We start from the raw sequence: 22,667 nt of genomic DNA, 5'->3' as shown, positions 1-22,667 counted from the left end.
CAATGACCAAACCGCTTGAAGGCCGCCGAGCGCTTGTCACTGGTGCATCCCGGGGTATTGGCCGCGCTGTCGCCCTCGCGCTGGCTGACGCCGGTGCCGACGTGATCGCCATTGCCAAGGCCCGCAGCCAGGGCGCGCTGGAAGAGCTTGACGATGAAATCCGCGCCAAGGGCCGTGAATGCACCCTGGTGCCGATGGACCTGACCGAAGGCGATGCCATCGACCGCCTGGGCGGCGCCATCTTCGAACGGTTTGGAAAACTGGATATCCTGATCGGTAACGCCGCGGTTCTCGGCACCATGAGCCCGCTCGGCCATATCTCGGTCAAGGACTGGGAAGAGCTGATGGCTGTCAATGTCACCGCCAACTGGCGGCTGATCCGGTCCATGGACCCGCTTTTGAAGCTTTCGGACGCGGGCCGTGTGGTATTCGTGACCTCCAGCGTCGCGCGCAAGCCCCGGGCTTACTGGGGCGGTTATGCCACCACCAAGGCCGCTCTTGAAGCCATGGCCCTGACCTACGCCGATGAATGCGAGATCACCCCGATCAAGGTCAACATGATCAACCCGGGCCCGATCCGCACCATGATGCGCGCGAAGGCCGTGCCGGGCGAAGACCCGATGACCCTGCCGACACCGGAGCAGATCGCGCCGCTGTTCGTGGAGCTTGCGAGCCCCGAGCACCAAAGCACAGGCGAGATCGTCAACTTCTACGATTGGGCGGGCATTGAGCGGGCCGCCACCAAGGCCGGCCCGGTCTAAAACAGCCGATTAAGGGGAATATGGGATGGTCAGCATCAAGGAAACCGGGGCATCGCTGAAGGCAAGCTGCAAGGTTAACCTTGGCTATCCCTATCACCTGAACGACAGCCCCGCTGAGCATCTGGCCGCCCTTCAGGCACAGTTCCAGAGCGGTGCCGCCCCCACGCCCGATATGCTGGAAGAAAAAGTCGCCAAGATGTTCGGCAAGCCCGCCGCCCTATGGTGCCCGACCGGGACAATGGCACAAGGCATTGCCGGCCGGATTTACGCGGAACGCTCCGGCAACAACACGGTTATCTTCCACCCGACATCGCACCTCCTGCTCCATGAAGAAGATGGCTACAGCGCCGCGCATGGCCTTGCGGCCAAGGTTGTAGGTAAGTGGCGCGAACCCATGTCCGCGGACATGCTGGACGGTGATGCCGCCTGCGCCTTCGTCGAGGTACCAGAGCGCCAGAGCGGCGGCTTGCTGCCTACGTGGGACGATCTCAGTGCGCTCAAGGCGCGTGCGGCGGACCTCGGCCTGCCGCTCCATATGGATGGCGCGCGTGTCTGGTCCACCCGTCCCTATTATGACAACCGGTCCTACGCCGAAATCGTCGACGGCTTTTCATCCATCTATGTCTCCTTCTACAAGGACATCGGCGCGCCCGTTGGCGCGGCGTTGATCGGCGATGAGGATTTCATCGAGGAAGCCAAAATCTGGCGCAAGCGGCTTGGCGGCACGCTCGTCGACGCAAGCTATTATATTGCCGACACCTTGCGCCTTCTCGACAAAAGGCTCGCGCAGATGCCCGGCTTCATCGAAGTTGCAAAACGGCTTGGACAAGCTGTTGAGGCTATCGAAGGTGTCAGCGTCTCCCCCAATCCGCCGCAGGTGAACATGTTCCATGTCATGCTGCCCGTGAACGCCTCAGTGGCTGAGCAGGCGCGGGACATCGTTGCGGAAAAGACCGGTATCTGGATCGCCAACCGCTTCTGGGCCTATGAAGGCGATGGTGTCTGCGCCATGGAAGTGATGGTGGGTGAAAAGATCGCAGCACTGCCGCAGGAAGACTTTATCGGCGCGGTCAAACTGCTGGCTGAGGAAGCCCAAAGGCTCGCGGGCTAGCCCTTTTCAGGGTGGTAGAGCGCCAGCAGCTGATTCACAGCGGACGAGACCGTTTTCCTGCCATCCTCCACATCCCCCAACATGCCTTCAAACGCGGCACTAACCGCCTCATCAGCATAGAAACTGGTCAAAAGCCGGTCGGCAATCTGGTTCCTCAACCAGGAGATACGCTGGTCACGCCGACGTTCCTCCCGCTCACCGCTCTCGCCCATGATGCGTTTGTGCTTTTCGATCTCGGCCCACAGCTCGGGGACGCCTGTGCCCCTCAGCCCCGCGCAGGTGATGACCGGCGGGTGCCAGCTCGGGCTCGCGTCCGTCAGGATATGGAGCGCGGACTTATATTCGCGCACCGCCTGCTTGAGCTTGGCTTCGAATATGTCGGCCTTGTTGACCGCCACCATGTCGGCCAGTTCCAGAATGCCCTTCTTGATGCCCTGAAGCTCATCGCCCGCGCCCGGCAGCATCAGGACGAGGAAAAAGTCGACCATATCGGCGACCATAGTCTCGGACTGGCCAGTGCCAACCGTCTCGACGAGCACGACATCAAAGCCCGCAGCCTCGACCACCACCATGGTTTCGCGTGTTGCCCGCGCAACACCGCCGAGAACACCGGCGGACGGGCTCGGTCGGATGAAAGCATTATGGTCGGCGGACAGTTTCTCCATCCGGGTTTTGTCACCCAGAATGGAGCCGCCGGTACGCCCGCTTGACGGGTCCACCGCCAGCACCGCGACCTTATGGCCTTCGCCGGTCAGCCAGCAACCGAGGCTTTCGATGAAGGTGGATTTCCCCACCCCCGGCACGCCGGAGATACCGACACGCTGGGCGTTCCCGGCATGGGGCAACAATTTGTGCAGGAGCGCCTGTGCCTTTTCCTGGTGCGCGGCGTTGCGGCTTTCAATCAGGGTAATAGCGCGGCCGATGAGCGCGCGGTTACCCGCGCGCACGCCGTCATAAAGCTCGTCTATGGTCGGTTGCCTAACCGCGCTCATAAGCCCCCTATTCCGCCGCCTGGTCGTAGCCAAGCCGCGCATTGAGCTTTTCGATCAGCTCAGCCGCCGCATCCGCAATCACGGTGCCCGGCGGGAAGATGGCTTCGGCGCCAGCCTTATAAAGCGCATCATAATCCTGCGGCGGGATAACACCACCGGCGACGATCATGATGTCCGACCGGCCCAGCTTGGCGAGTTCAGCCTTGAGTTCCGGCACCAAAGTCAGGTGCCCAGCCGCCAGGGACGAAGCCCCAATGATGTGAACATCGTTTTCCACCGCCTGACGCGCGGCCTCAGCCGGGGTCTGGAACAGCGGGCCGATATCGACATCGAAGCCGAGGTCGGCGAACGCGGAGGCAATCACCTTCTGGCCACGGTCATGCCCGTCCTGCCCCATCTTGGCAACAAGGATACGCGGACGGCGGCCGTCATGCGCCTCGAACGCGTCGACAAGGGCGTGAACCCGTTTGACCGCCGGGTTGTTCTTGCCCACTTCCGATTTGTAAACGCCGGTCACAGCCCTGATCTCCGCCTTGTGGCGCCCGTATACTTTCTCCAGCGCCGTGGTGATTTCACCGACAGTCGCCATCGCCCGCGCGGCATCAACCGCCAGCGCCAGCAGGTTACCCTCGCCCCGTTCGGCTGCCGCCGTCAAGGCATTCAGGGTTTCCGTGACCTTATCGCCATCGCGTTCGGCCTTCAGACGCATGAGCTTATCAAGCTGCGCGGCCCGCACGGCGGAGTTATCAACCTTGAGGACATCGACCTCCTCGGTCCCGTCCAGGCGGTATTTGTTGACGCCCACGACAGTCTGGCGGCCACTGTCGATCCGCGCTTGCGTGCGCGCTGCGGCGTCCTCGATCCGAAGCTTGGGAATACCGGCTTCAATAGCCTTAGCCATGCCACCTTCGCGTTCGACCTCCTCGATATGCTGCCACGCACGTTCGGCCAGGTCTGCGGTCAGGCGCTCAACATAATAGCTGCCGCCCCACGGGTCGATCACGCGGCTGGTGCCGGTTTCCTGCTGGATGAACAACTGGGTGTTGCGCGCAATCCGTGCCGAGAAGTCGGTCGGCAGCGCCAGCGCCTCATCAAGCGCGTTGGTGTGCAGGCTTTGGGTATGGCCGTGGGCTGCCGCCAGCGCCTCAATGCAGGTACGGCTGACGTTATTATAGACATCCTGCGCGGTCAGCGACCAGCCAGACGTCTGGCAGTGCGTCCTCAGCGACAGAGACTTGTCCGATTTGGGGTCAAACTGTTTGACCAGCTTGGCCCACAGCATCCGCGCCGCCCGCATCTTGGCGACTTCCATGAAATAGTTCATGCCGATCGCCCAGAAGAAGCTGAGGCGCGGCGCAAACGCATCCACATCCAACCCGGCGGCAACGCCCGCGCGGAGATATTCAACCCCGTCCGCCAGCGTATAGGCCAGCTCCAGGTCCGCGGTCGCGCCGGCTTCCTGCATGTGATAGCCGGAAATCGAAATGCTGTTGAATTTCGGCATATTCTGCGACGTGTAGGCGAAAATATCCGAAATGATCCTCATCGACGGCGCAGGCGGGAAGATATAGGTATTGCGGACCATGAATTCCTTCAGAATGTCATTCTGAATGGTGCCCGCCAGCTTGTCCGGGCTCACGCCCTGCTCCTCCGCCGCGACGATATAAAGCGCGAGGATCGGCAGCACAGCGCCGTTCATGGTCATGGAGACGGACATCTGATCGAGCGGGATACCGCTGAACAGCGTCCGCATGTCATAGATGCTGTCAATCGCCACACCCGCCATGCCGACATCGCCGACCACGCGCGGATGATCACTGTCATAGCCCCGGTGGGTGGCCAGATCGAAGGCGACGGACAGGCCCTTCTGCCCAGCCGCGAGGTTGCGGCGGTAAAAGGCATTGCTGTCCTCAGCGGTCGAGAAACCGGCATACTGACGGACCGTCCAGGGACGGGTCACATACATGGTGGGGTACGGCCCACGCAGGAAAGGCGGGATACCCGGGCGCGTATCGAGGAAGTCGAGGCCTTCGGTGTCAGCCGCGCCATACGCGGGCTTGACGTTAATGCCTTCCGGCGTCTGCCAGGCGTCCCCGTGCGGGATCGTGGCGGCCGTGTCGGTTTCAAAGGCGACTTTGGTGAAATCGGGGATGCGGCTCATGATGCGTCTCCCAGCGTGTGGAGGGCGTCAGCGAGCGTTTGCAGCACATCCGCGCCCATATAGATGGTGTTATCGACCCCGGCTGCCGCGAACGGCGCCATGTCAGCGGGTTTGCCTGCCAGATACAGAAGGCCACAGCCCGCTGCCTTCAGGGCTTTCGCTACCTCAAGGCCGAGGGTTTCATACTGGCCATCCGTGCCGCAGATCACGGCGGCATGAGCACCGCTTTCCTTGAAGGCAGCAGCCGCTTCGGCCGCATCCGAAAAGCCCGGCGTGGCGATGGCTTCAATCCCGCCTGCTTCGAAGAAGTTCTTGGCGAAGGTCGCCCGCGCCGTGTGCTGGGCGACAGCCCCAAGGTTCGCGAGGAAGATTTGCGGACGCTTGCCGGTCGCCTCAAGGATCTCATCACTTCTGAGCCGCAGGGCCTCAAATTCCTCCGCCGTGCGGTGGAACGGCAGCGGCGTGAGCGTGTCGCCCACCTCCGCGACATCGGTCAGCCAGGCAGGTGGTTCACCCACATCCTTGAGCGGTTTTTCATGGATATCCGGGAACTCGGAAACGCCGGTCACGGCATCCTTGCGCTTGGCGATATTGGTGCGGCGAGCGTCCCATGCGGCGGCAAGGTCGGATGCGATAGTGCCCGAGCGCAGAGCGGCGAGAACGCCACCTGCGGATTCAATTTTCTGGAAATATTCCCATGCCTTATCACAAAGTTCGGATGTGATTGTTTCAAAAGCATAAGCCCCTGCGGCCGGGTCAGCCACGCGGGCGATATTGCTTTCTTCCTGTAGGATCACCTGGATATTGCGGGCTACCCGGTCGGCCGAAAGCGACGGCAAGCCAAGGAGCGTGTCGTGCGGCAAAATACAGATGCTGTCCGCCCCACCAACACCGGCAGAGAAACAGGCGGCGGTCCCCCGCAGGACATTCACCCACGGGTCCTTGATGGTCAGCATCCGGAGCGAGCTGACAGCCGTCACCGGTGACATGGTATCCGCCTTCGCCCCCGATGCCGCGAGCACCCTGCCCCACAGGCGGCGCGCCGCGCGGAACTTCGCCGTGGTGAAATAGATGTCGGCATCGGCCGCCAGCGTCAGCTGGATTTGTTTCGCGGCCGTATCGACGTCAAGCCCGGCGGCATCCATTGCCCGCAAATACGCCACACCCGTCGCCAGCATCAAGCCCAGCTCCTGCGCTTCAGTGGCGCCTGCGGTGTGATACATGGTGCCGGAAGCCGTGAAGGTCTGGACACGGCTGTAGCCCGCGCCTGCCACGCCCGCGGCGATCTCAGCGGCCTCTGTGGTGGCCGCCTCAGCCGTGGTCAACAACCGGCCGGTCTGCGCGAGCGTGCCGATGGGGTCTGCGCCCAGAGAAGCTGCAACCTCGCCCGGCTTATGGCCCGCCGCTTTCGCAAGTGCCATGAAGGCTTTGGCCGAGGCCGAGAAGGCCTCGCCCGGCAACAGCGCGGTCCGCGCCATATTGAGATAAACACCGTCAAGCGCAGCGCCAAGATCCTCAGCCCGTATACCAGGGCACGCGCCTGCTTCCATGCGGAGCGCGAAGGAGGTCGCGCCGCGTTCAAGCGCAGTCAGCACCGCCTTGTTCGCAGCCTCGGGGTCCGCTTCCCAGTGCGCGGTCATCATGTCCCAGCCGTCATCGCGCACGCTGGATTGCGGCTCAATGCGGGCATTTTCAGGGGTGTAAAGCGCCTCAATGGGGATGCCGTCATAGGACCGCGCGCGCATGGCGCGGTCAAAATCCTTGCCGGCCAGCGTTTTTTCGACCAGCGCGCGCCACTTTTCGTCGCTCGCCGGGGCAAATTCGGCCGCCAGTTTCAACTTACTCTCGGACATCGGTACCTTCCCTCTTATTGTCTCTAGGTTACCAATTATTTGGCCGCGACCCTAGTGAAAGCGCCGCGCAGATGCAATGGCTTAGACGTCGCTCAGAAGCCGAATTGTGGCGATCACCAGAAAGATGCCAAAGGTGGTGCTGAGCGCCTTTTTCGGCAGTTTGTGCGCGACCTTGGCACCCAGGGGCGCCATGATGACGGCAGCCGCCGCCACCACAAGGGCCGACGGCAGGTGGATGAAGCCAGCCATCCCGGCGGGCATTCCCGCGATACCGTAGCCGCCGATCAGGTAGCCAAGGCCTGCGGTGACGCTGATCACCAGCCCCATCAGCGCCGACGTGCCCACCGCGCGGTGGATCGGCACGTTATAGAGCGTCATGTAAGGCACGGAGAAACTGCCGCCGCCGATGCCCATCACGGCTGAGAAGAAGCCGATAAGGCCAGGGTTCAGGTAGCGGAACGGTCCGGACGGCAATTCATCCCCCAGTTTCCAGCGGTCGAACGGCAGCAGCATCTTGAGGGCAACAAAGCCTGCGAGGGTCGCGAAAAAATAGACCAGTTCGGCGGTTTTCAGCCCCTTGGCGAAGAAACTGCCGGCGAACGCCCCGAGGGCGACAGCCCACCACCAGTCCTTCACCACAGACCAGGCGACCCCACCCTTGCGGTTATGGGCCCAGACGCTGGAGGAATTTGTGGCGATAATGATGGTCAGCGATGTGGCGATGGCAACATGCATCCGCCATTCATGCGGGACACCGACCTTGCCGAGCACGATGAACAGCGCGGGGATGGTAACGATCCCACCGCCAATACCCAGAAGACCAGCCAGAAAACCGGCGACAAGACCCGCGCCGATCAGCGGCAGCATGTTGAGGAGTATATCGCTCACGCGTGCGTCCTTCCCTATTAGCCTTCTGGCCTTATTGACCTTCTGGCCCACCCAGCCTTTCGGCGGCAACTTTACTGCAGTGCAGCAAATTCGCAAGAAAAGAAATCTGGGGACTCGGGTAAGCCCAGCGGTGGCCCCAACAAAAAACCGCCACAGCCTAAGCTGCGACGGTCTTTTATGGTCGGGGAGACAGGATTCGAACCTGCGACCCCTACACCCCCAGCGTAGTGCTCTACCAGGCTGAGCTACTCCCCGACAGGAATGCCTCAAAGGGGGCTTGGGTGGCGCGCACTATAGCCAGCACCATGGGGCACTGCAATAGATGTTTTTGGAAAAATTCAGCCTTCTTTCAGAACCGTTTGGCGGGCCTGGAAAGCCGCCCGTGCCGGATGGCGTTTCCGGAGCGGTGAGCCCAGGTAGCGGTTGAGCGCCGCGGCGATCAGGCTGGCCGTATCCTCGCCGACCACGGCGCATAGCGCCTCCCCCGCGCGCACCATCTTCAGCCGGTGAACGCCGAAGATATAGTCGCCCTCATCCATGTTGAAGAGCGCGGCCTTCTGTATGGCGAAGAAATGCCCCCGGTCCGCCACCCGCCATTCGCCCCAGTCATCGCCCCCAAGGAAAGCCGCGTTCCGACCAACGAAGCAGGCCATCTGCAACAGGCCCGAGCGCCAATAAGCCGGGTTTTCCCTGGCGTGAAAGCGGACAGCCTCCGCGAAGGTGAGCGTATGGGTGAAATCCAGCCAACCGATATTCTGGGCGATCGGTTGTTCCACCCTATCCTGCCGGGTGATGTCAAACCTGAGCATGTTGAGCGCCCCGGCAGCCAGCAAATGCTCCCACAGCTCCAGGGGGCGTGCAAGTGACGACGACGCCATGGCGAGGGCCGACCGCACGGACTGGCCGCTGAACCGCGCAGCCGACGGGACGGGTTCATCCCCCGGCTTGGCGGTGAGATAGTCACCGAACGGACGGAACTCAGGGATCAGGTCCTCGCGCGCAGCCTGGCACATATAGCGCGCCGTCTGGAGCGCCAGGGTTTCCTCCACCCCCGGACCGAGCCGAGCGATCAGTTCCTCGATCTTCATGATATAGATAGCCGGATGGCCGAAACCGGCATAATGGCTAAAAATCACCCCTAGGAACACGGGCTTGAGGTCAGCAAAGCCCTTGCCCGTACGGAAAGCCCCGCGCACGAGCGCAAGCGCGGAATCCTGGTCCATGTCCTCGATAGCCGCCTTCAGGTCATCAGCGCTATAAGGTGCCACGGCATCGCAGACCGGCGCCTCACGGCTCATCAAGCCGTCCCAGGATAAATGACCGAGCGCTTCGAGGAACGCCACCAAGCGCAGGTCAGGATCGTCGCCCGCCAGGGCCGTCCAATCGGCAAGCCCCGCCTGGGCGTGGGTCAGGCCGCGTTCAAGCTGGCCAAGGCTATCGTTAATAACCTTAACGGCAACGCTTTCATAAGCCTCCCCTGCCTTATCAAGACGGCAGAGGGCGCGGGCGAGACGCTCATAATCATGCTCCCGCATGGCTTCATCGAGCTCAGCGTAGGCGCGGGCCTTGAGCGTGCCCGCGGGTTCAGGCGCCAGGTCCACCCACAGGGCACCGTCCCGCCGTTCGACCGGATAGGTCTTGACCGGGTCGCGGCCCTGAAGGGTGTGTCCGTCCTTAAGGTCGAAGGTCCAGCCATGCCAGTTGCAGGCCAGGATGCAATCGCCCTTGAGGGAGCCCTCGACGAGCGGGTAGCCCTCATGCGGACAGCGGTTGTTGATGGCATAAAGACCGGCGGGGGTCTCAAAAACCGCGATCTGGTGGCCTTTTATCTTAAAAACAGCGCGGCCCGTATCCGTGAGCGCCGCAGCATCGCCCAACCTAAGCCAGGCTCGTCCTTCTTCTTCGGCCGCTCGCACGGCTCGGATGGTTGCTTTTTGCATTGTTCTTCTTTCTCGTGTCGTAACCCGGACCGGATTTTAGCATATTCAATCCATTGCAGATCAGGGATCATCGCTGCCTCCTTTATTTGTAAAGGAATATGTTTATAAATTAGCGTATAATCCCGCCTGTTGATTTTTTCAATATATTTCTTTAGAAATAAATTCGACAACAGAAAGGCAGTTATGAGCACCCGAGAAACTATCCTGACCGAGCTGAAGCGACGCGGCCATGCCCAGGCATGTGAGCTTGCTGAAACACTGGACCTCACACCGATGGCGGTCCGCCAGCATCTGTATCAGATGCAGGATGAAGGCATGGTCACCTGCTGTGCCACACCAAGCCCGGGCCGCGGACGGCCGCCCAAGCATTGGCAACTGACGGAAAAGTCCGACGTCTATTTCCAGGACGCCCACCGCGACCTGTCACTCGACCTGATCGACAGCATTCGCACCGTGATGGGCCAGGATGCGCTCGACACGCTGATCGCCCACCGCACCCAGAAACAAGAAGCCCGCTACGGAAATGCCATGAAAGATGCGCATGGCCTGAAAGCCCGGCTGGAAAAACTGGCGGCGGAACGCGTGCATGACGGCTATATGGCCGAAGTTCAGGAATCGGATGACGGCAGCCTCCTCCTTCTCGAAAATCATTGCCCGATCTGTGAGGCCGCCAAGGCCTGCAGCGGCCTGTGCAAACAGGAACTGATGCTTTTCCAGAATCTCATCGGCGAGGATGCCACCGTTGAACGGACAGAACATGTCCTGAAAGGCGGCCGCCGTTGCGCCTACCGGATTACACCGTCGCGCTGATCATTTTATTGAAAGTGGAGGATGGGAAAGGCCGGCCTAGTCGAGCCGGGCACGGATTTTCCTGAGCTTGGCAAGCACAGCCCTGAGTGCATCCGTATCCGCGCCCTCGTCTGCCCCTTCAGTCACCTGCGGGGCCATCTCATGGCTTGAGGGCTGCTCATCGACACTTTGTGCTTCCGCGACATCACCCTCTTCCCCTTCCAGGCGCAGCGCCTGCGCGATGGTGGCCTTGAGCCCTTGCGCCTTGAAGAGATTTTGCACCCCGCGGATGGTATAGCCATCGGCATGGAGAAGCTGTTTGATCGCCATCAGGAGCTGAACATCATCAGGACGATAATACCGCCGGTTCCCGCCGCGCTTCAGCGGGCGGATTTGGGAAAATTTACTTTCCCAGAAACGCAGCACGTGCTGCGGCAGGTCAAGCTCGTCGGCAACTTCGGAAATAGTCCGGAACGCTTCGCGTCCCTTGCCGCCGCGCAGCCTTCCCTCGCTCTCGGCAGGATTGGGCACCTCAATACTCCCTGAGGTCAACTGTTGATGCGGTCCTTCATGACCTGGCTCGGGCGGAAGACCAGCACACGGCGCGGGTCGATCGGCACTTCTTCGCCGGTCTTCGGGTTCCGGCCCATACGGCCGTTTTTATCGCGGACAAGGAAGCTGCCAAAAGAGGAAATTTTGACATTTTCACCGCCAACCAGGCAGTCGGAAATCTCGCTCAGAACGGATTCCACAAGGTCGGCGGACTCATTGCGCGACAGGCCGACTTCTTCATAAACCGCTTCCGTCAGGTCTGCTCGTGTCAGTGTCTTTGTGCTCATATTGGCCCCCTCATGGACGATAGGCATGCTCCTGCAACCTTAAAAAGCTAATCTAAGGCAGCGGGAGAGTCAACGCACCAACGTACGATAAGTCAGTATTTAGAAGGGTTTATATGCGATTTTTGACTCTTTGGGACAGATTCGACCGGGATAACCGGGGTTTCAGGCCACGCCAGCGGTCTCTTCGACCTCCGCAATCCCCTGCAAATCCTCGGCGATAAGGCGAATCAGATCGTTCTGCGCCATATCGATCGCAGACGTCACCGCAGACGCGAACCCATGGGCATTGGCGCCACCATGGCTTTTCATCACAAGGCCGTTAAGACCAAGGAAAACCCCGCCATTATGATTGTTCGGGTCCATATGGTCCCGGAAGGAGCGCAGGCCATGACGCGCCATCAGATAGCCGAGCTTGGTCATGAAGGATGAGCGGAACGCCCGCCCGAGAAGCTCAGCCACCAGACGTGCGGTGCCTTCTGCGGTCTTCAAGGCGATATTGCCGGTGAAACCGTCGGTGACAACCACATCAACCTCGCCGCGGGCAATGTCATTGCCCTCCACGAAGCCGACAAAGTCCATCGGCAGGTGCGCGGACGCCTTCAATGTGTCCGCCGCCGCCTTGATGGTGTCTTTGCCCTTCAGCTCTTCGACTCCGACATTGAGAAGCGCCACAGTCGGCCGGCTGAGGCCCAGAACGGTCCGCACATAAGCGGCGCCCATGATGGCAAACTGAACAAGGTTCTTGGCGTCACATTCAATGTTGGCGCCCAGATCCAGCATCACGCTTTCGCCCCGAAGGGTCGGCAAGGGTGAGATCAGGGCCGGCCGGTCGATCCCCGGCATCGTGCGCAGGATGAATTTCGAGAGCGCCATTAAGGCACCGGTATTCCCGGCTGAGAGCGCCACATCGGCGGTGCCGTCCTTGACCGCCTGGATCGTCAACCCCATTGAGGATTGCCGCCCGCGCCGAAGCGCCTGGGAGGGCTTGTCGTCCGCCTTCACCCGTTCATCGGTATGAAAGACCTGGCTGGCCGCCTTTAGCTCGGGATATTTGTCGAGCAGCGGCAGAACCGCGGCTTCGTCACCGTATATATGAAACTGTGTATCCGGGAAAAGGGTACGTGCCTGCGCGATGCCATCTATGACCATGCCTGGTGCGTGGTCGCCGCCCATTGCATCGACTGCGATGGTAATATTCTTGGCCACGAATTTTTTGTCCATTCTTGCGCGTCGAGACGCTTATTATCATCCGCCAGCTACCTTGCCGCTATTACGGTCGGTAGCTCCCCCACACCGGGACCATAGCGATTTTGGCGCCTACTTCAAGATTCGTCACGCAATTTTTCCAAGACCGCAAATGGATTTGGCCGCTTGAGCTCGGGCTCATTGACCGAAACCTTGCCGCCCGATGAGGCTTCAAGCTCAGCGCCTTCGGCCCGGGGATAAGGGTTCATCGAGATTGCCAGCGTCTGCGCGACAATTTCCCCAAGCCCGATTTCATTGCCTTCGATCGCATCATAATCAGGAACGGCGGGATCGAGATATGCTTCTTCGGCGTCCATCCTGTCGGCCGTAGCGGCATCCACGAGCATCAGTTCGAAAGATGAGTCTATTTTCTCCGGCACATCCGCAAGGGTCGTGATGCAGCGCTGAACCAGATCCGCCTTCAAATGCCCTTTCAGATGGAACCTTTCGTCTCCACCATCCCAGGCATCGACCTCCGCGGACAGGCTATTGAGGGCCACGATGTCGAAACGCTCAACCAATTGGGCGCGCTCAGCCTCCGTGGCTTCAACCACGTAATGACGATGCTCCCGGTCCAGCTCTTCCACCGGCAGCTTGAAAGCAAGGGTATATGTCTTGGTCATCAGCCCTGTCCTTGAACTTGGGCGGCCTCGCCGCCATCAGGGGTGGGAAAGTCGAATGATACAGCCAGAAAGGCCTCCAGGCCATAGCCTGCCAGCTTGGCGCGCGTCGTCTCGACATATTCTGTCATGGCGTCCAGAAGGGCATCATCGGCGTCTTCACGGTAAAGATTACGCTTGAGGGCAACTTTCAAGGCGCCCTCTTCCGCATCGTCCTCAACCGCTGCGCCATAGGCATTCAGGCGACCGAACCAGGCCGACCCGACCTTTTTCATCTCCTTGCCGACGCTCATGTCACCGACCCCAACCTCGCGGAGGGCCCGGTCGAGGTCCGCCACCATGGCTTCCTGAACCTTGCGCCTGAGGGTGCGTGTCTCCGTCCCGAAGTCTTCCAGACGGCTCTGCACCAGAAACAGATGCAGGAGGACCATATCGAAACGGCCGTCGAAAGTGTCCGGCACGCCCAGCCTTGTATAGAAGATTGGCTCCCGCGATTGGGTCGCAAGCTTCTGATACAGACGGTAAGCCAGTTTCTTTTCCTGACGATTTTTCAGCCAGCGCCCAAACATGAGCCCTCCTTCAAATTGCCTTAATCAGCCTGTATCGCCTGCAAGATATGCCCGCTTATGTGCACAGGGCTTGCAAGCTATTGTCGGTCGCTCTATCACGGAGCCTTGCACCATGCAACGGCTGGGGCTATTAAACGGGTGGAATGTGTCCCAAGACACAAGAATATGGAAAGTTGAGAGCATGACGAAAACGCCTGCCAAATCCTTGAAAACTGCCCGCGCGCTTGGGCTATGCCTCGTTTTAGGGGCTAGTCTGTCGGCCTGCGGCAACGCCAGGATGGTACGTGGTTATGTTTTCGACCCCGAGCTTGCGAATGCGATCCAGCCGGGCGTGGACAACAGACAGTCCGTGAAGGCTACGCTGGGGACCCCGACGGTCACCTCCACCTTCTCGGACAAAACCTGGTATTATGTTTCCACCATCGTGCGGGTACGCCCGGTCTTCTGGCCGGACCCGAAAGACCACCGCGTTCTCGCCGTGGCCTTCAACGACAAAGGCGTCGTCTCCGACGTGGAAAACTACGATATTTCGACCATGCGCCATATCAACCCGGTCAAGGACAAGACGCCGACCTACGGCCGGTCGCTCAACTTCTTCCAGCAGATTTTCGGCAGCATCGGCCGCTTCTCCGGCCAGGCGCCTGTGGGCTCCTCCGACACGCCGGGCCCGAACGGTTAAGCAACCGGCTCATACGCGTTACAAAGAAAAACCCCGGCCTTGGCCGGGGTTTTGTGTTTCCAGGACAGACCCGCTTTAGCCCGCGTGGGCCAGGATCGCCAGAAGCAAGAGCGCAACGATGTTGCTGATCTTGATCATCGGGTTCACCGCCGGGCCAGCGGTATCCTTGTAAGGATCGCCAACCGTATCGCCGGTGACGGCAGCTTTGTGGGCTTCCGAGCCCTTGCCGCCATAATTACCGTCCTCGATATATTTCTTGGCGTTATCCCAGGCACCACCGCCCGCCGTCATCGACAGCGCGACGAAAAGACCACCGACGATCACGCCCAGAAGCAGGGCACCAAGGGCGGCAAAAGCCGCTGCCTGGCCGGCAATCGCGTGGATCACGAAATAGATGACAACCGGCGCCGCCACCGGCAGCAGACTCGGAATCACCATTTCCTTGATCGCGGTTTTGGTCAGAAGGTCGACCGACCGGGCATAATCCGGCTTTGTCGTCCCTTCCATGATCCCCGGGTTGTCACGGAACTGCGCCCGGACTTCCTCAACCACAGCGCCCCCTGCCCGGCCAACGGCCGTCATAGCCATGGCACCGAACAGATACGGCAACAGCGCCCCCATTAACAGCCCGACAACCACATACGGGTTCGACAGGCTGAAATCGACCGTTACCGACGCGAAGTAGGTCTTCAGGTCGGTGGTATAGGCCCCGAACAGCACAAGCGCCGCCAGACCGGCCGAGCCGATGGCATAGCCCTTGGTCACCGCTTTGGTGGTGTTGCCAACCGCATCAAGCGCGTCGGTACGGGCACGGACATCATCGTCAAGGCCCGCCATTTCGGCGATCCCGCCCGCGTTGTCGGTTACCGGACCATAGGCATCGAGCGCCACGACCATACCGGCGAGCGCCAGCATTGCCGTTGCCGCGAAGCCCAGCCCCAGAAGACCGGCCAGCTTGAAGGCGGCGATGATACCGGCACAGATAACAATCGTCGGCAGCGCCGTGGATTCAAGCGACACAGCAAGACCCTGGATCACGTTGGTGCCATGACCTGTCACCGATGCCTTGGCAATCGACCGCACAGGGCGGAATTCGGTGCCGGTATAATATTCGGTGATCCAGATGATGAGACCGGTCACAGCCAGCCCGACAAGCCCGCAATAATAGAGATCGCGGCCCGAGAAGGACGTCGTGCCCGTGGTGAAGACTTTCTCCATATCGCCACCCAGCGCCCAGCTCATGGCGAACCACATCACGATGGCCGACAGGACAGCCGTCACGATGAAGCCCTTGTAAAGCGCGCCCATGATCGACTGCGACTTACCAAGCTTGACGAAGAAGGTGCCGATGATCGAGGTCAGAATACAGGTCCCGCCGATGATCAGCGGCAGCGACATGATATCGGCCACACCGGCTTTGATGAACAGCGCGGACAGCACCATGGTCGCCCCCATCGTGACCACATAGGTCTCGAAAAGGTCAGCCGCCATACCGGCGCAGTCACCGACGTTGTCGCCCACGTTATCGGCGATCACCGCCGGGTTACGCGGATCATCTTCCGGGATACCAGCCTCAACCTTCCCAACGAGGTCGGCCCCCACGTCGGCACCTTTGGTGAAGATACCGCCGCCCAGACGGGCAAAGATGGAAATCAGCGACGCCCCGAACCCGAGCGACACCAGCGCGTCGATCACCGTGCGGTCATTGGGGGCATAGCCCATCGGACCCGTGAGCACGGTATAATAGCCGGAGACCGCCAAAAGCGCGAGACCGGCAACCAGCATGCCGGTTACAGCACCCGAACGGAACGACAGCGTCAGACCTTCCTGAAGCCCGGTGCGGGCCGCTTCGGTCGTGCGCACGTTGGCTTTGACCGAGATCAGCATCCCGATATAGCCGGCAGCGCCAGACAGCACAGCACCGATGACAAAGCCCAAAGCCGCCAGCTTCGTGATCAGGAAGAACAGAAGGATGGCGACAACAACCCCCACCATCGCAATGGTGCGGTACTGACGATTAAGGTAAGCGCGTGCACCAGCCTGGATGGCTTCGGCGATTTCTTGCATTTTCTCATTGCCTGCACTGGCAGACAGAATGGATTGACGCGTGATGATGCCGTAAAGAACAGCGATAACGCCGCAGGCAATGGCGGCGTACATAACTTGCATGGGATAAACCCTCCCTATAATCAGACCCAAGACCTTGGGCTTACGGGCGGCAATACTCCCCAACTGACCACCCTGCCCGCTATTATAGGCGAAACCCCTGGTATACTCCCAACACAGGTCGGCCACGTTCAACCTTATGGAGCAATCGCAACTCTTGCAAGGGCAGTAATGCGGGCGAACGGAAACAGGCGGCCCCCAACGGGAGGTCGCCAGCCCTTCTTTCAGCGCTTTCCAGAGATATACCGTTACTGCGAAACCCGCAGCGCACTCATGATCAGGACCCGTTCGGCAACACCGGGGCCGAGCACCTCATCGGCTTTCTTCTTGAGGATATCCCCGGCTTTGTCGACGTCGATCTCAAGCGGGGCATCGTCGCGCATCATGTCATTTTTGCTGATGGCGGAGAGGAAGGCCTGCTGGAGTTGAGGCTGCGCCTTCCTGATCTTGATCTGGTTCTCTTCGCCGTGGGTTTCGACCTTGATATCGACGAAATAATTGCCCACGAACCGCGACGATCCGTTGGCGTGCATGTAAATCGGCACCGCCAACCGGTCGAAAGGCACGCTCAGAAGCTTGCCTTCAGCCTTCGCCGGTTTCGCCTCAGAGGTCGTTGTGGCGCCTTCGTGGCTGCCAAACTGCTTGGAATAGAAATAGCCAAGGCCACCCCCGACGGCGAGACCGCCCAAAAGGCCCAGCACAAGCAGCATCTTGCCTGAGCCGCTTTCAGATTCCAGACTTGCATTGTCCTGCGACATAAGCGTCCTATCCCTGTCGGTTAGAAATGTTGATAGCCTTCCCGGCCAATCTGCACCAGCTGTCCGCCCGGATCAACCAGACGCACACCCTTTTTTGCCTCTATCTGCCCAATGCGGGTGACGGCTACGCCCTGCGCGCGTGCACGTGCGGCGATTTCCGCCCGCATAGCCGGGGGCGCCGTAAACACCAGCTCATAATCGTCCCCGCCCGACCAGATCAGCGGTTTAACGGCCGGGTTTTCCGCCACGGCCGCCTGGGCCTGGGCCGAGACCGGCAGCAAAGCTTGTTCGAGCTGGGCCCCCAGGCCTGAAGCCTCACAAATATGGCCCAGGTCGGCGATAAGCCCATCGGAGATATCCGCCGCGCTGTGGGCAAGACCGCGAAGCGCCACCCCAAGGGCGCTCCTCGGCGTCGGCCGCCGGTAGCGGTCGGTCAGATATTCATCGGCGGCGATCTTGCCTTGAAGGCTCAAAAGCCCGAGCGCCCCGTCCCCCAATGTGCCGGTGACATAGACATCATCGCCAACTTGCGCGCCTGAGCGCCGGATTATGGCCCCCGAAGGCACCTCCCCCACGGCGGTGACACTGATCACAATGCCCGAGCGGCTCGCCGTTGTATCCCCGCCCTGCAGGACAATACCGCTTGTCTCCTGCAGGGACTTGAGGCCCGCAGCAAAGGCGGCACACCAGTCCGCTGGCGTCCCTTTAGGCAGAGCAAGGCCGAGGAAATAATGACGCGGGACCGCGCCCTTGGCGGCAAGGTCGGACAGATTAACCGCGAGCGCCTTATGGCCCAGGCTGTCCGCCGGGTCATCACCAAGGAAGTGCACGCCTTCCAGAAGCATATCTTTGGAAATAACGAGATCTGTACCCGCTGTGGGGGTAAGACAGGCGGCATCATCCTTGAGGCCAAGCCCTTCGGGGCCGGCGAGCGGCGCGAAATACCGGTCTATCAGGCCGAATTCGCCAAGGGTCTCGTCATGTGCCTTATGTCCGCCTGCCATTGCCTTCTCGGCCCCGCAACGCCCTCAATCTCAGGCGCGCAGGGATTTGGCCAATTTATCGAGCACGCCGTTTACGAAAGCGGCTTCGCTTCTTTCATAAAAGCCGTGCGCGACATCGACATATTCGTTGATGATAACCGCAGTCGGCACATCCGGCCGCGCCGCAAGTTCATAGGCGCCTGCCCGGAAAATCGCGCGGATGATGGCCTCCAACCGGTCGAGCGACCAATCGGTGCTCAGGCACGGTGTGATCGCCTCGTCCCACTCAGCCCGTCGGCCCCAGCCGCCTTCGGTGATATCGGCGAACAGGTCGGCATCAGCCTCCACATACTGGTCGCCTTCGATTTCGGCACCCAGACGATGGCGGATATATTCCTCGATCACCAGCGTGGGCTTAGGATCGTCGGACATTTCAAGCTGATAAAGCGCCTGAACCGCCGCGAGCCTGGCCGCACTGCGCGGACCGCCATTTTTCATTTTTCTGGGCTCACGCGCCATTATTCTACTCCAAACTTTTCCTTGAGCGCGATCATGGCAAGCGCTGCTTCCGCTGCCCCCGCGCCTTTGTTCTTTTCACTGCGTTTCGCCCGCGCCCAAGCCTGGTCCCAGTCCTCAACGGTCAGGATACCGTTGCCGATGGACAGATTATTGTTGAGCGTCAGTTGCTGCAGTCCGCGGGCGCTTTCACCGCAGACATAATCATAGTGCGTCGTCTCGCCGCGAATGACACAGCCAAGCGCGACATAGCCGTCATATTTCACGCGGGGGCCGATATGGGCAAACTTGATCGCCCCCGGAATTTCCAGTGCACCAGGCACGGCGACACGGTCACAGGTTGCACCGGCCTCCTCAATTGCCTCGATAGCCCCGAGGGCCAGTTCGTCGGCCAAATCACCATAAAAACGCGCTTCAACAAGCAAAAGATGAGGCTGTGCCATCTGACTAATCCTTACGTTACACGTGCCTGAGATCAGGCATCCGGAATTTCGCGCTGTTCTACGACATCGAGGCCGTAGCCTTCAAGGCCAACAATATGGCTTGGCGTATTCGAATAGAGAATCATGTGACCGACACCGAGATCACGCAAAATCTGCGCGCCGATGCCATAATCCTTAAGGGCGCCCTGGCCTTTCTCATGACCGGGGTCACGCGGGCGCACGGCTTCGGACGGCCGCATCCCGATAAGGCCCGGAAACAGCACGACGACACCGTGGCCTTCAGCCTCAATCGCCGCCATCGCACGGCCAAGCTGGCCCGTGCGCGGATGGTCCATATCCAGAAGGTCCTCAAACGGATTGAGCGAATGCATCCGCACGGGCGTCGGCACCTCGGCTTTTATATCCCCCAGCACCAGCGCAACGGTCTCACGCCGGTCGGCGTCCGCGGTATAGACGATGACGTTCCACTCATGGCCACTGCGGCGCTTGAGCTTGGTCTCGGTCACGCGGGAGATGAGATTGTCATACTTGAGCCGGTAAGCGATGAGGTCCCGGATGGTCGCGATCTTGAGGCCATGCTCCTTGGCAAAAGGCACAAGGTCATTGAGCCGCGCCATGGTGCCGTCTTCATTCATGATTTCACAGATAACAGCCGACGGGTTCAGCCCGGCCAGCCGCGAAATATCGACCGAGGCCTCGGTATGGCCCGCGCGCACCAGCACACCGCCGTCGCGCGCGACCAGCGGGAACACATGCCCCGGGGTCGCAAGATCGTCCTTGCCCTTGCTGGCATCGATGGCAACAGCAATGGTACGGGCCCGGTCCGCCGCGGAAATGCCGGTGGTCACCCCGGTTTTCGCTTCGATGGAAACGGTGAAGGCCGTCTGGTGGCGGGCCTGGTTATTAGTGCTCATCAGCGGCAGACCAAGCTGAGCAACCCGTTCGCCCGTCATTGGCAGACAGATGAGGCCACGGCCATATTTGGCCATGAAATTCACCACATCCGGCGTTGCCATCTGCGCCGGGATGATCAGGTCACCTTCATTCTCCCGGTCTTCATCATCGACCAGGATGAACATTTTACCGTTGCGGGCGTCTTCAATGACGTCTTCGATTGGCGAAAGAAACTCTTGGGGCACGACCGTTAGCCTTTTATCTGCAGGCGCGCGACATAACGCGCCAGAATGTCAAACTCCACATTCACCCGGTCGCCTTCCTTGCTCGCACGGAAGCTGGTGACAGCCTGGGTATGAGGAATGAGATTGATGGAAAAGCGGGTGATATCACCCTCGTCCGCCACGCTGTTGACGGTGAGCGACGCACCATTGACCGCAACACTGCCCTTCTGGGCCACGAAGGTGCCAAGGGACGCGGGAACGGCCACATCCATCACAATGGATTCACCCAAGGTCTCGAACCGGGCAATGGTACCGACACAGTCCACATGACCGGTGACGATATGACCGCCCATTTCGTCCCCAAGCTTCAAGGAACGCTCGAGGTTGACGAGGCTGCCAACCTTCCAGTCGCCCAGGTTGGTGACCTTCAGGGTTTCAGCGGAGACATCGGCGGCGAACCAGCCATCGCCCTTGTCGACAACCGTCAGGCACACGCCTTCACAGGCGATCGATGCACCGATTTCAACACGGCCCATATCATAGGCGGTCTCAATGGTGACACGCTTGTCCGCATCGCCTTCCACCGCGCGCACGCGGCCTACATCTGTGACTATCCCTGTAAACATGGGCCTCAGTTACTCCGCCTTCTCATAGGATGCAAGGATATCCGGCCCGAGCCGCCGAATATGTTTGAGTTTAAGATGGGGCGCTGCCCCAAGGCTGGCAAGGTCCAAAGACGCAATCGCCGCGACACCGTCGCCGCCGATCAGCTTGGGCGCGATGAAATGGGCGACCCGGTCGACCAGCCCCGCCTTCAGAAAGGAGGCATGAACCTGCCCGCCGCCTTCGATCAGCACTCGTGTCAGCCCCCGGTCCCCCAGCGCTTGCGCGACCGCCTGTATGTCATGCGGGTCATCCAGCGCGATGACGTCAACGCCCCAGTCTTCATATTGGTCGAACCGGTCCGCATGGGCCTTATCCGTCACGATCCAGGTCGGGATATCGCCTGCGGTGGCGACAAGTTTGCTATGAACCGGCGTCCGCAAACGGCCATCCAGGATCACACGCACAGGAGAGCGGTCCTCAAGGCCGGCGATCCGGCAATCGAGCGCCGGATTGTCCGCCAGCACGGTTCCTGCGCCGATGAGGATGGCGTCATGTGTCGCCCGCAGCATATGCCCGGCCTGGCGGGCTTCAGCCCCAGTGATCCATTTGCTTTCCCCCGACGCGAGCGCGATACGGCCATCGGCCGAGGTTGCCATCTTGAGGGTAAAGAGCGGACGCCCTTCCGTCACTTTCAGGAAAAAGCCGGCATTGAGCGCGTCCGCGGCCGCTTCTTCAACACCTTCGGTAACATCGATGCCCGCAGCCTTGAGCTTGGCGATGCCGTCCCCCGACACCCGGGGGTCCGGATCGCCGACCGCGACAACCACACGGGCAATGCCTGCATCTATCAGCGCATCCGCGCACGGGCCGGTTTTGCCGGTATGGGAACAGGGTTCAAGGGAGACATAGGCCGTGGCGCCGCGTGCCGCCTCCCCCGCCTGGTCGAGCGCGACACGCTCGGCATGGGGGCGACCGCCGGGCATGGTATGCCCGCGCGCAATAATGACACCATTTTTGACAATGACGCAGCCAACCGCAGGGTTGGGTGCCGTGCGGCCAAGGCCCCGCCCCGCCAGGGACAGGGCGTGACGCATGAAACGCTGGTCGAGCTTCGCGGTATCGGTCACTCAGGACTCCTCGCGATACTCCTCGTCATGGAAATCGTCTTCCGTACCGCCCATTTTGCCGAGGAATTTTTCAAAGTCTGATGCTTCACGGAAGTTACGGTAGACCGAGGCATAGCGGACATAGGCTACCTGGTCGAGGCTTTCGAGACCCTCCATCACCAGTTTGCCGATGTGATCGGAATCGATATCGCTTTCACCCATCGATTCAAGGCGCCTGACGATACCGTTGATCATACGTTCGACCCGGTCGGGTTCGACCGCCCGTTTCCTGAGCGCGATATCGAGCGAGCGTTCAAGCTTCTCGCGTTCGAACGGCACCCGCCGCCCGGACTTTTTGACCACCGTCAGCTCACGCAGCTGTACGCGTTCAAATGTGGTAAAGCGGGCCCCGCACGCCGGGCAGAAACGCCGACGCCGGATCGCCGACTTATCTTCGGTTGGCCGTGAATCTTTAACCTGTGTGTCGTCGTTCTGGCAAAACGGACAGCGCATAATGCCCCCTT

General features: G+C 60.5%; 23 protein-coding genes and 1 tRNA gene. 4 read left to right on the top strand and 20 right to left on the bottom strand.

Going from position 1 to position 22,667, the window contains the following annotated elements:
• Positions 1-2 precede the first annotated feature (2 nt).
• Both K6118_RS15075 and K6118_RS15070 read left to right on the top strand, forming a co-directional pair.
• Positions 3-761: an SDR family NAD(P)-dependent oxidoreductase gene (locus tag K6118_RS15075; RefSeq protein WP_247121317.1), complete on the top strand. Its 759-nt coding sequence runs from the start codon at positions 3-5 to the stop codon at positions 759-761.
• A gap of 25 nt (positions 762-786) precedes the next feature.
• The gene (locus K6118_RS15070; protein WP_247121316.1) at positions 787-1,872 is read left to right on the top strand and encodes a threonine aldolase family protein; all 1,086 of its coding nucleotides are present in this window, start codon (positions 787-789) and stop codon (positions 1,870-1,872) included.
• Here the strand turns inward: K6118_RS15070 and meaB are convergent.
• The 6 genes from meaB to K6118_RS15040 form a co-directional block, all read right to left on the bottom strand.
• Positions 1,869-2,864, bottom strand: a complete 996-nt coding sequence (gene meaB, locus K6118_RS15065) for a methylmalonyl Co-A mutase-associated GTPase MeaB (RefSeq protein WP_247121315.1) — start codon at positions 2,862-2,864, stop codon at positions 1,869-1,871. The two genes, K6118_RS15070 and meaB, sit on opposite strands and share 4 nt — an antisense overlap.
• Before the next feature lie 7 nt (positions 2,865-2,871).
• The gene (gene scpA, locus K6118_RS15060; protein WP_247121314.1) at positions 2,872-5,025 is read right to left on the bottom strand and encodes a methylmalonyl-CoA mutase; all 2,154 of its coding nucleotides are present in this window, start codon (positions 5,023-5,025) and stop codon (positions 2,872-2,874) included.
• Positions 5,022-6,878: a methylmalonyl-CoA mutase family protein gene (locus K6118_RS15055; RefSeq protein WP_247121313.1), complete on the bottom strand. Its 1,857-nt coding sequence runs from the start codon at positions 6,876-6,878 to the stop codon at positions 5,022-5,024. Before K6118_RS15055 ends, scpA begins: the two co-directional genes overlap by 4 nt.
• An 81-nt stretch (positions 6,879-6,959) precedes the next feature.
• Positions 6,960-7,766, bottom strand: coding sequence for a sulfite exporter TauE/SafE family protein (locus tag K6118_RS15050; protein WP_247121312.1), 807 nt, complete (start codon positions 7,764-7,766; stop codon positions 6,960-6,962).
• Between the two features lie 178 nt (positions 7,767-7,944).
• A tRNA-Pro gene (locus K6118_RS15045) sits at positions 7,945-8,021 on the bottom strand.
• Positions 8,022-8,104: 83 nt separating this feature from the next.
• Positions 8,105-9,706 (bottom strand): Rieske 2Fe-2S domain-containing protein, encoded by a 1,602-nt coding sequence (locus K6118_RS15040; RefSeq protein ID WP_247121311.1) that lies wholly within the window; start codon positions 9,704-9,706, stop codon positions 8,105-8,107.
• A gap of 183 nt (positions 9,707-9,889) precedes the next feature.
• On the opposite strand from K6118_RS15040, the gene K6118_RS15035 reads away from it, so the two are divergent.
• Complete coding sequence (locus K6118_RS15035) at positions 9,890-10,516, top strand: helix-turn-helix transcriptional regulator (RefSeq protein WP_247121310.1); 627 nt, start codon at positions 9,890-9,892, stop codon at positions 10,514-10,516.
• A 36-nt stretch (positions 10,517-10,552) separates the two neighbouring features.
• On the opposite strand, the gene K6118_RS15030 is transcribed toward K6118_RS15035, so the two are convergent.
• The 5 genes from K6118_RS15030 to K6118_RS15010 all read right to left on the bottom strand — a co-directional run bounded on the left by K6118_RS15030 (position 10,553) and on the right by K6118_RS15010 (position 13,768).
• Positions 10,553-11,026: a MerR family transcriptional regulator gene (locus K6118_RS15030; protein WP_247121309.1), complete on the bottom strand. Its 474-nt coding sequence runs from the start codon at positions 11,024-11,026 to the stop codon at positions 10,553-10,555.
• 17 nt (positions 11,027-11,043) lie between these two features.
• Entirely contained in the window at positions 11,044-11,334 is a 291-nt protein-coding gene (gene ihfA, locus K6118_RS15025) for an integration host factor subunit alpha (RefSeq protein ID WP_247121308.1), read from the bottom strand.
• A gap of 162 nt (positions 11,335-11,496) precedes the next feature.
• The gene (gene plsX, locus K6118_RS15020; protein ID WP_247121307.1) at positions 11,497-12,540 is read right to left on the bottom strand and encodes a phosphate acyltransferase PlsX; all 1,044 of its coding nucleotides are present in this window, start codon (positions 12,538-12,540) and stop codon (positions 11,497-11,499) included.
• A 116-nt stretch (positions 12,541-12,656) separates the two neighbouring features.
• Positions 12,657-13,202: a YceD family protein gene (locus tag K6118_RS15015; protein WP_247121306.1), complete on the bottom strand. Its 546-nt coding sequence runs from the start codon at positions 13,200-13,202 to the stop codon at positions 12,657-12,659.
• Positions 13,202-13,768 (bottom strand): ubiquinol-cytochrome C chaperone family protein, encoded by a 567-nt coding sequence (locus K6118_RS15010; RefSeq protein WP_247121305.1) that lies wholly within the window; start codon positions 13,766-13,768, stop codon positions 13,202-13,204. The genes K6118_RS15015 and K6118_RS15010 overlap by 1 nt, the downstream gene beginning before the upstream one ends.
• A gap of 181 nt (positions 13,769-13,949) precedes the next feature.
• On the opposite strand from K6118_RS15010, the gene K6118_RS15005 reads away from it, so the two are divergent.
• Positions 13,950-14,447: an outer membrane protein assembly factor BamE gene (locus K6118_RS15005; RefSeq protein WP_247121304.1), complete on the top strand. Its 498-nt coding sequence runs from the start codon at positions 13,950-13,952 to the stop codon at positions 14,445-14,447.
• A 75-nt stretch (positions 14,448-14,522) separates the two neighbouring features.
• Here K6118_RS15005 and K6118_RS15000 read toward each other — a convergent pair whose 3' ends face one another.
• From K6118_RS15000 to nrdR, 9 genes are all read right to left on the bottom strand, one after another.
• Positions 14,523-16,616: a sodium-translocating pyrophosphatase gene (locus tag K6118_RS15000; protein ID WP_247121303.1), complete on the bottom strand. Its 2,094-nt coding sequence runs from the start codon at positions 16,614-16,616 to the stop codon at positions 14,523-14,525.
• Between the two features lie 245 nt (positions 16,617-16,861).
• On the bottom strand, positions 16,862-17,371 hold the full coding sequence (locus tag K6118_RS14995; RefSeq protein WP_247121302.1) for a hypothetical protein: 510 nt from the start codon (positions 17,369-17,371) through the stop codon (positions 16,862-16,864).
• A gap of 20 nt (positions 17,372-17,391) precedes the next feature.
• Positions 17,392-18,375 carry a thiamine-phosphate kinase gene (gene thiL / locus K6118_RS14990; protein ID WP_247121301.1) on the bottom strand — a complete coding sequence of 328 codons (984 nt, stop codon included), beginning with the start codon at positions 18,373-18,375 and terminating at the stop codon, positions 17,392-17,394.
• A 30-nt stretch (positions 18,376-18,405) separates the two neighbouring features.
• Positions 18,406-18,852, bottom strand: a complete 447-nt coding sequence (gene nusB / locus K6118_RS14985) for a transcription antitermination factor NusB (protein ID WP_247121300.1) — start codon at positions 18,850-18,852, stop codon at positions 18,406-18,408.
• Between the two features lie 20 nt (positions 18,853-18,872).
• On the bottom strand, positions 18,873-19,313 hold the full coding sequence (locus tag K6118_RS14980; RefSeq protein ID WP_247121299.1) for a 6,7-dimethyl-8-ribityllumazine synthase: 441 nt from the start codon (positions 19,311-19,313) through the stop codon (positions 18,873-18,875).
• A 32-nt stretch (positions 19,314-19,345) separates the two neighbouring features.
• Entirely contained in the window at positions 19,346-20,452 is a 1,107-nt protein-coding gene (ribB, locus tag K6118_RS14975; RefSeq protein ID WP_247121298.1) for a 3,4-dihydroxy-2-butanone-4-phosphate synthase, read from the bottom strand.
• A 5-nt stretch (positions 20,453-20,457) separates the two neighbouring features.
• Positions 20,458-21,057, bottom strand: coding sequence for a riboflavin synthase (locus K6118_RS14970; RefSeq protein ID WP_247121297.1), 600 nt, complete (start codon positions 21,055-21,057; stop codon positions 20,458-20,460).
• A gap of 9 nt (positions 21,058-21,066) precedes the next feature.
• Positions 21,067-22,164, bottom strand: coding sequence for a bifunctional diaminohydroxyphosphoribosylaminopyrimidine deaminase/5-amino-6-(5-phosphoribosylamino)uracil reductase RibD (gene ribD, locus K6118_RS14965; RefSeq protein WP_247121296.1), 1,098 nt, complete (start codon positions 22,162-22,164; stop codon positions 21,067-21,069).
• Positions 22,165-22,656 (bottom strand): transcriptional regulator NrdR, encoded by a 492-nt coding sequence (gene nrdR, locus K6118_RS14960; RefSeq protein ID WP_247121295.1) that lies wholly within the window; start codon positions 22,654-22,656, stop codon positions 22,165-22,167.
• Positions 22,657-22,667 lie beyond the last annotated feature (11 nt).

Origin of the sequence: Kordiimonas marina (assembly GCF_023006325.1) — a bacterium.
GTDB lineage: Bacteria > Pseudomonadota > Alphaproteobacteria > Sphingomonadales > Kordiimonadaceae > Kordiimonas > Kordiimonas marina.
The sequence above is the reverse complement of the archived record's forward strand: the minus strand, read 5'-3'. Positions and strand labels throughout refer to the sequence as shown.

What these genes read in the sequence shown, in the direction of transcription:
- nusB (WP_247121300.1), bottom strand. Translation starts at nt 18,852, where the DNA reads ATGAAAAATGGCGGTCCGCGCAGTGCGGCCAGGCTCGCGGCGGTTCAG.
- nrdR (WP_247121295.1), bottom strand. Translation starts at nt 22,656, where the DNA reads ATGCGCTGTCCGTTTTGCCAGAACGACGACACACAGGTTAAAGATTCA.
- K6118_RS14995 (WP_247121302.1), bottom strand. Translation starts at nt 17,371, where the DNA reads ATGTCGCAGGACAATGCAAGTCTGGAATCTGAAAGCGGCTCAGGCAAG.
- K6118_RS14980 (WP_247121299.1), bottom strand. Translation starts at nt 19,313, where the DNA reads ATGGCACAGCCTCATCTTTTGCTTGTTGAAGCGCGTTTTTATGGTGAT.
- scpA (WP_247121314.1), bottom strand. Translation starts at nt 5,025, where the DNA reads ATGAGCCGCATCCCCGATTTCACCAAAGTCGCCTTTGAAACCGACACG.
- meaB (WP_247121315.1), bottom strand. Translation starts at nt 2,864, where the DNA reads ATGAGCGCGGTTAGGCAACCGACCATAGACGAGCTTTATGACGGCGTG.
- K6118_RS15055 (WP_247121313.1), bottom strand. Translation starts at nt 6,878, where the DNA reads ATGTCCGAGAGTAAGTTGAAACTGGCGGCCGAATTTGCCCCGGCGAGC.
- K6118_RS15035 (WP_247121310.1), top strand. Translation starts at nt 9,890, where the DNA reads ATGAGCACCCGAGAAACTATCCTGACCGAGCTGAAGCGACGCGGCCAT.
- ihfA (WP_247121308.1), bottom strand. Translation starts at nt 11,334, where the DNA reads ATGAGCACAAAGACACTGACACGAGCAGACCTGACGGAAGCGGTTTAT.
- K6118_RS15005 (WP_247121304.1), top strand. Translation starts at nt 13,950, where the DNA reads ATGACGAAAACGCCTGCCAAATCCTTGAAAACTGCCCGCGCGCTTGGG.
- K6118_RS14970 (WP_247121297.1), bottom strand. Translation starts at nt 21,057, where the DNA reads ATGTTTACAGGGATAGTCACAGATGTAGGCCGCGTGCGCGCGGTGGAA.
- K6118_RS15070 (WP_247121316.1), top strand. Translation starts at nt 787, where the DNA reads ATGGTCAGCATCAAGGAAACCGGGGCATCGCTGAAGGCAAGCTGCAAG.
- K6118_RS15000 (WP_247121303.1), bottom strand. Translation starts at nt 16,616, where the DNA reads ATGCAAGTTATGTACGCCGCCATTGCCTGCGGCGTTATCGCTGTTCTT.
- K6118_RS15015 (WP_247121306.1), bottom strand. Translation starts at nt 13,202, where the DNA reads ATGACCAAGACATATACCCTTGCTTTCAAGCTGCCGGTGGAAGAGCTG.
- K6118_RS15040 (WP_247121311.1), bottom strand. Translation starts at nt 9,706, where the DNA reads ATGCAAAAAGCAACCATCCGAGCCGTGCGAGCGGCCGAAGAAGAAGGA.
- K6118_RS15010 (WP_247121305.1), bottom strand. Translation starts at nt 13,768, where the DNA reads ATGTTTGGGCGCTGGCTGAAAAATCGTCAGGAAAAGAAACTGGCTTAC.
- K6118_RS15075 (WP_247121317.1), top strand. Translation starts at nt 3, where the DNA reads ATGACCAAACCGCTTGAAGGCCGCCGAGCGCTTGTCACTGGTGCATCC.
- thiL (WP_247121301.1), bottom strand. Translation starts at nt 18,375, where the DNA reads ATGGCAGGCGGACATAAGGCACATGACGAGACCCTTGGCGAATTCGGC.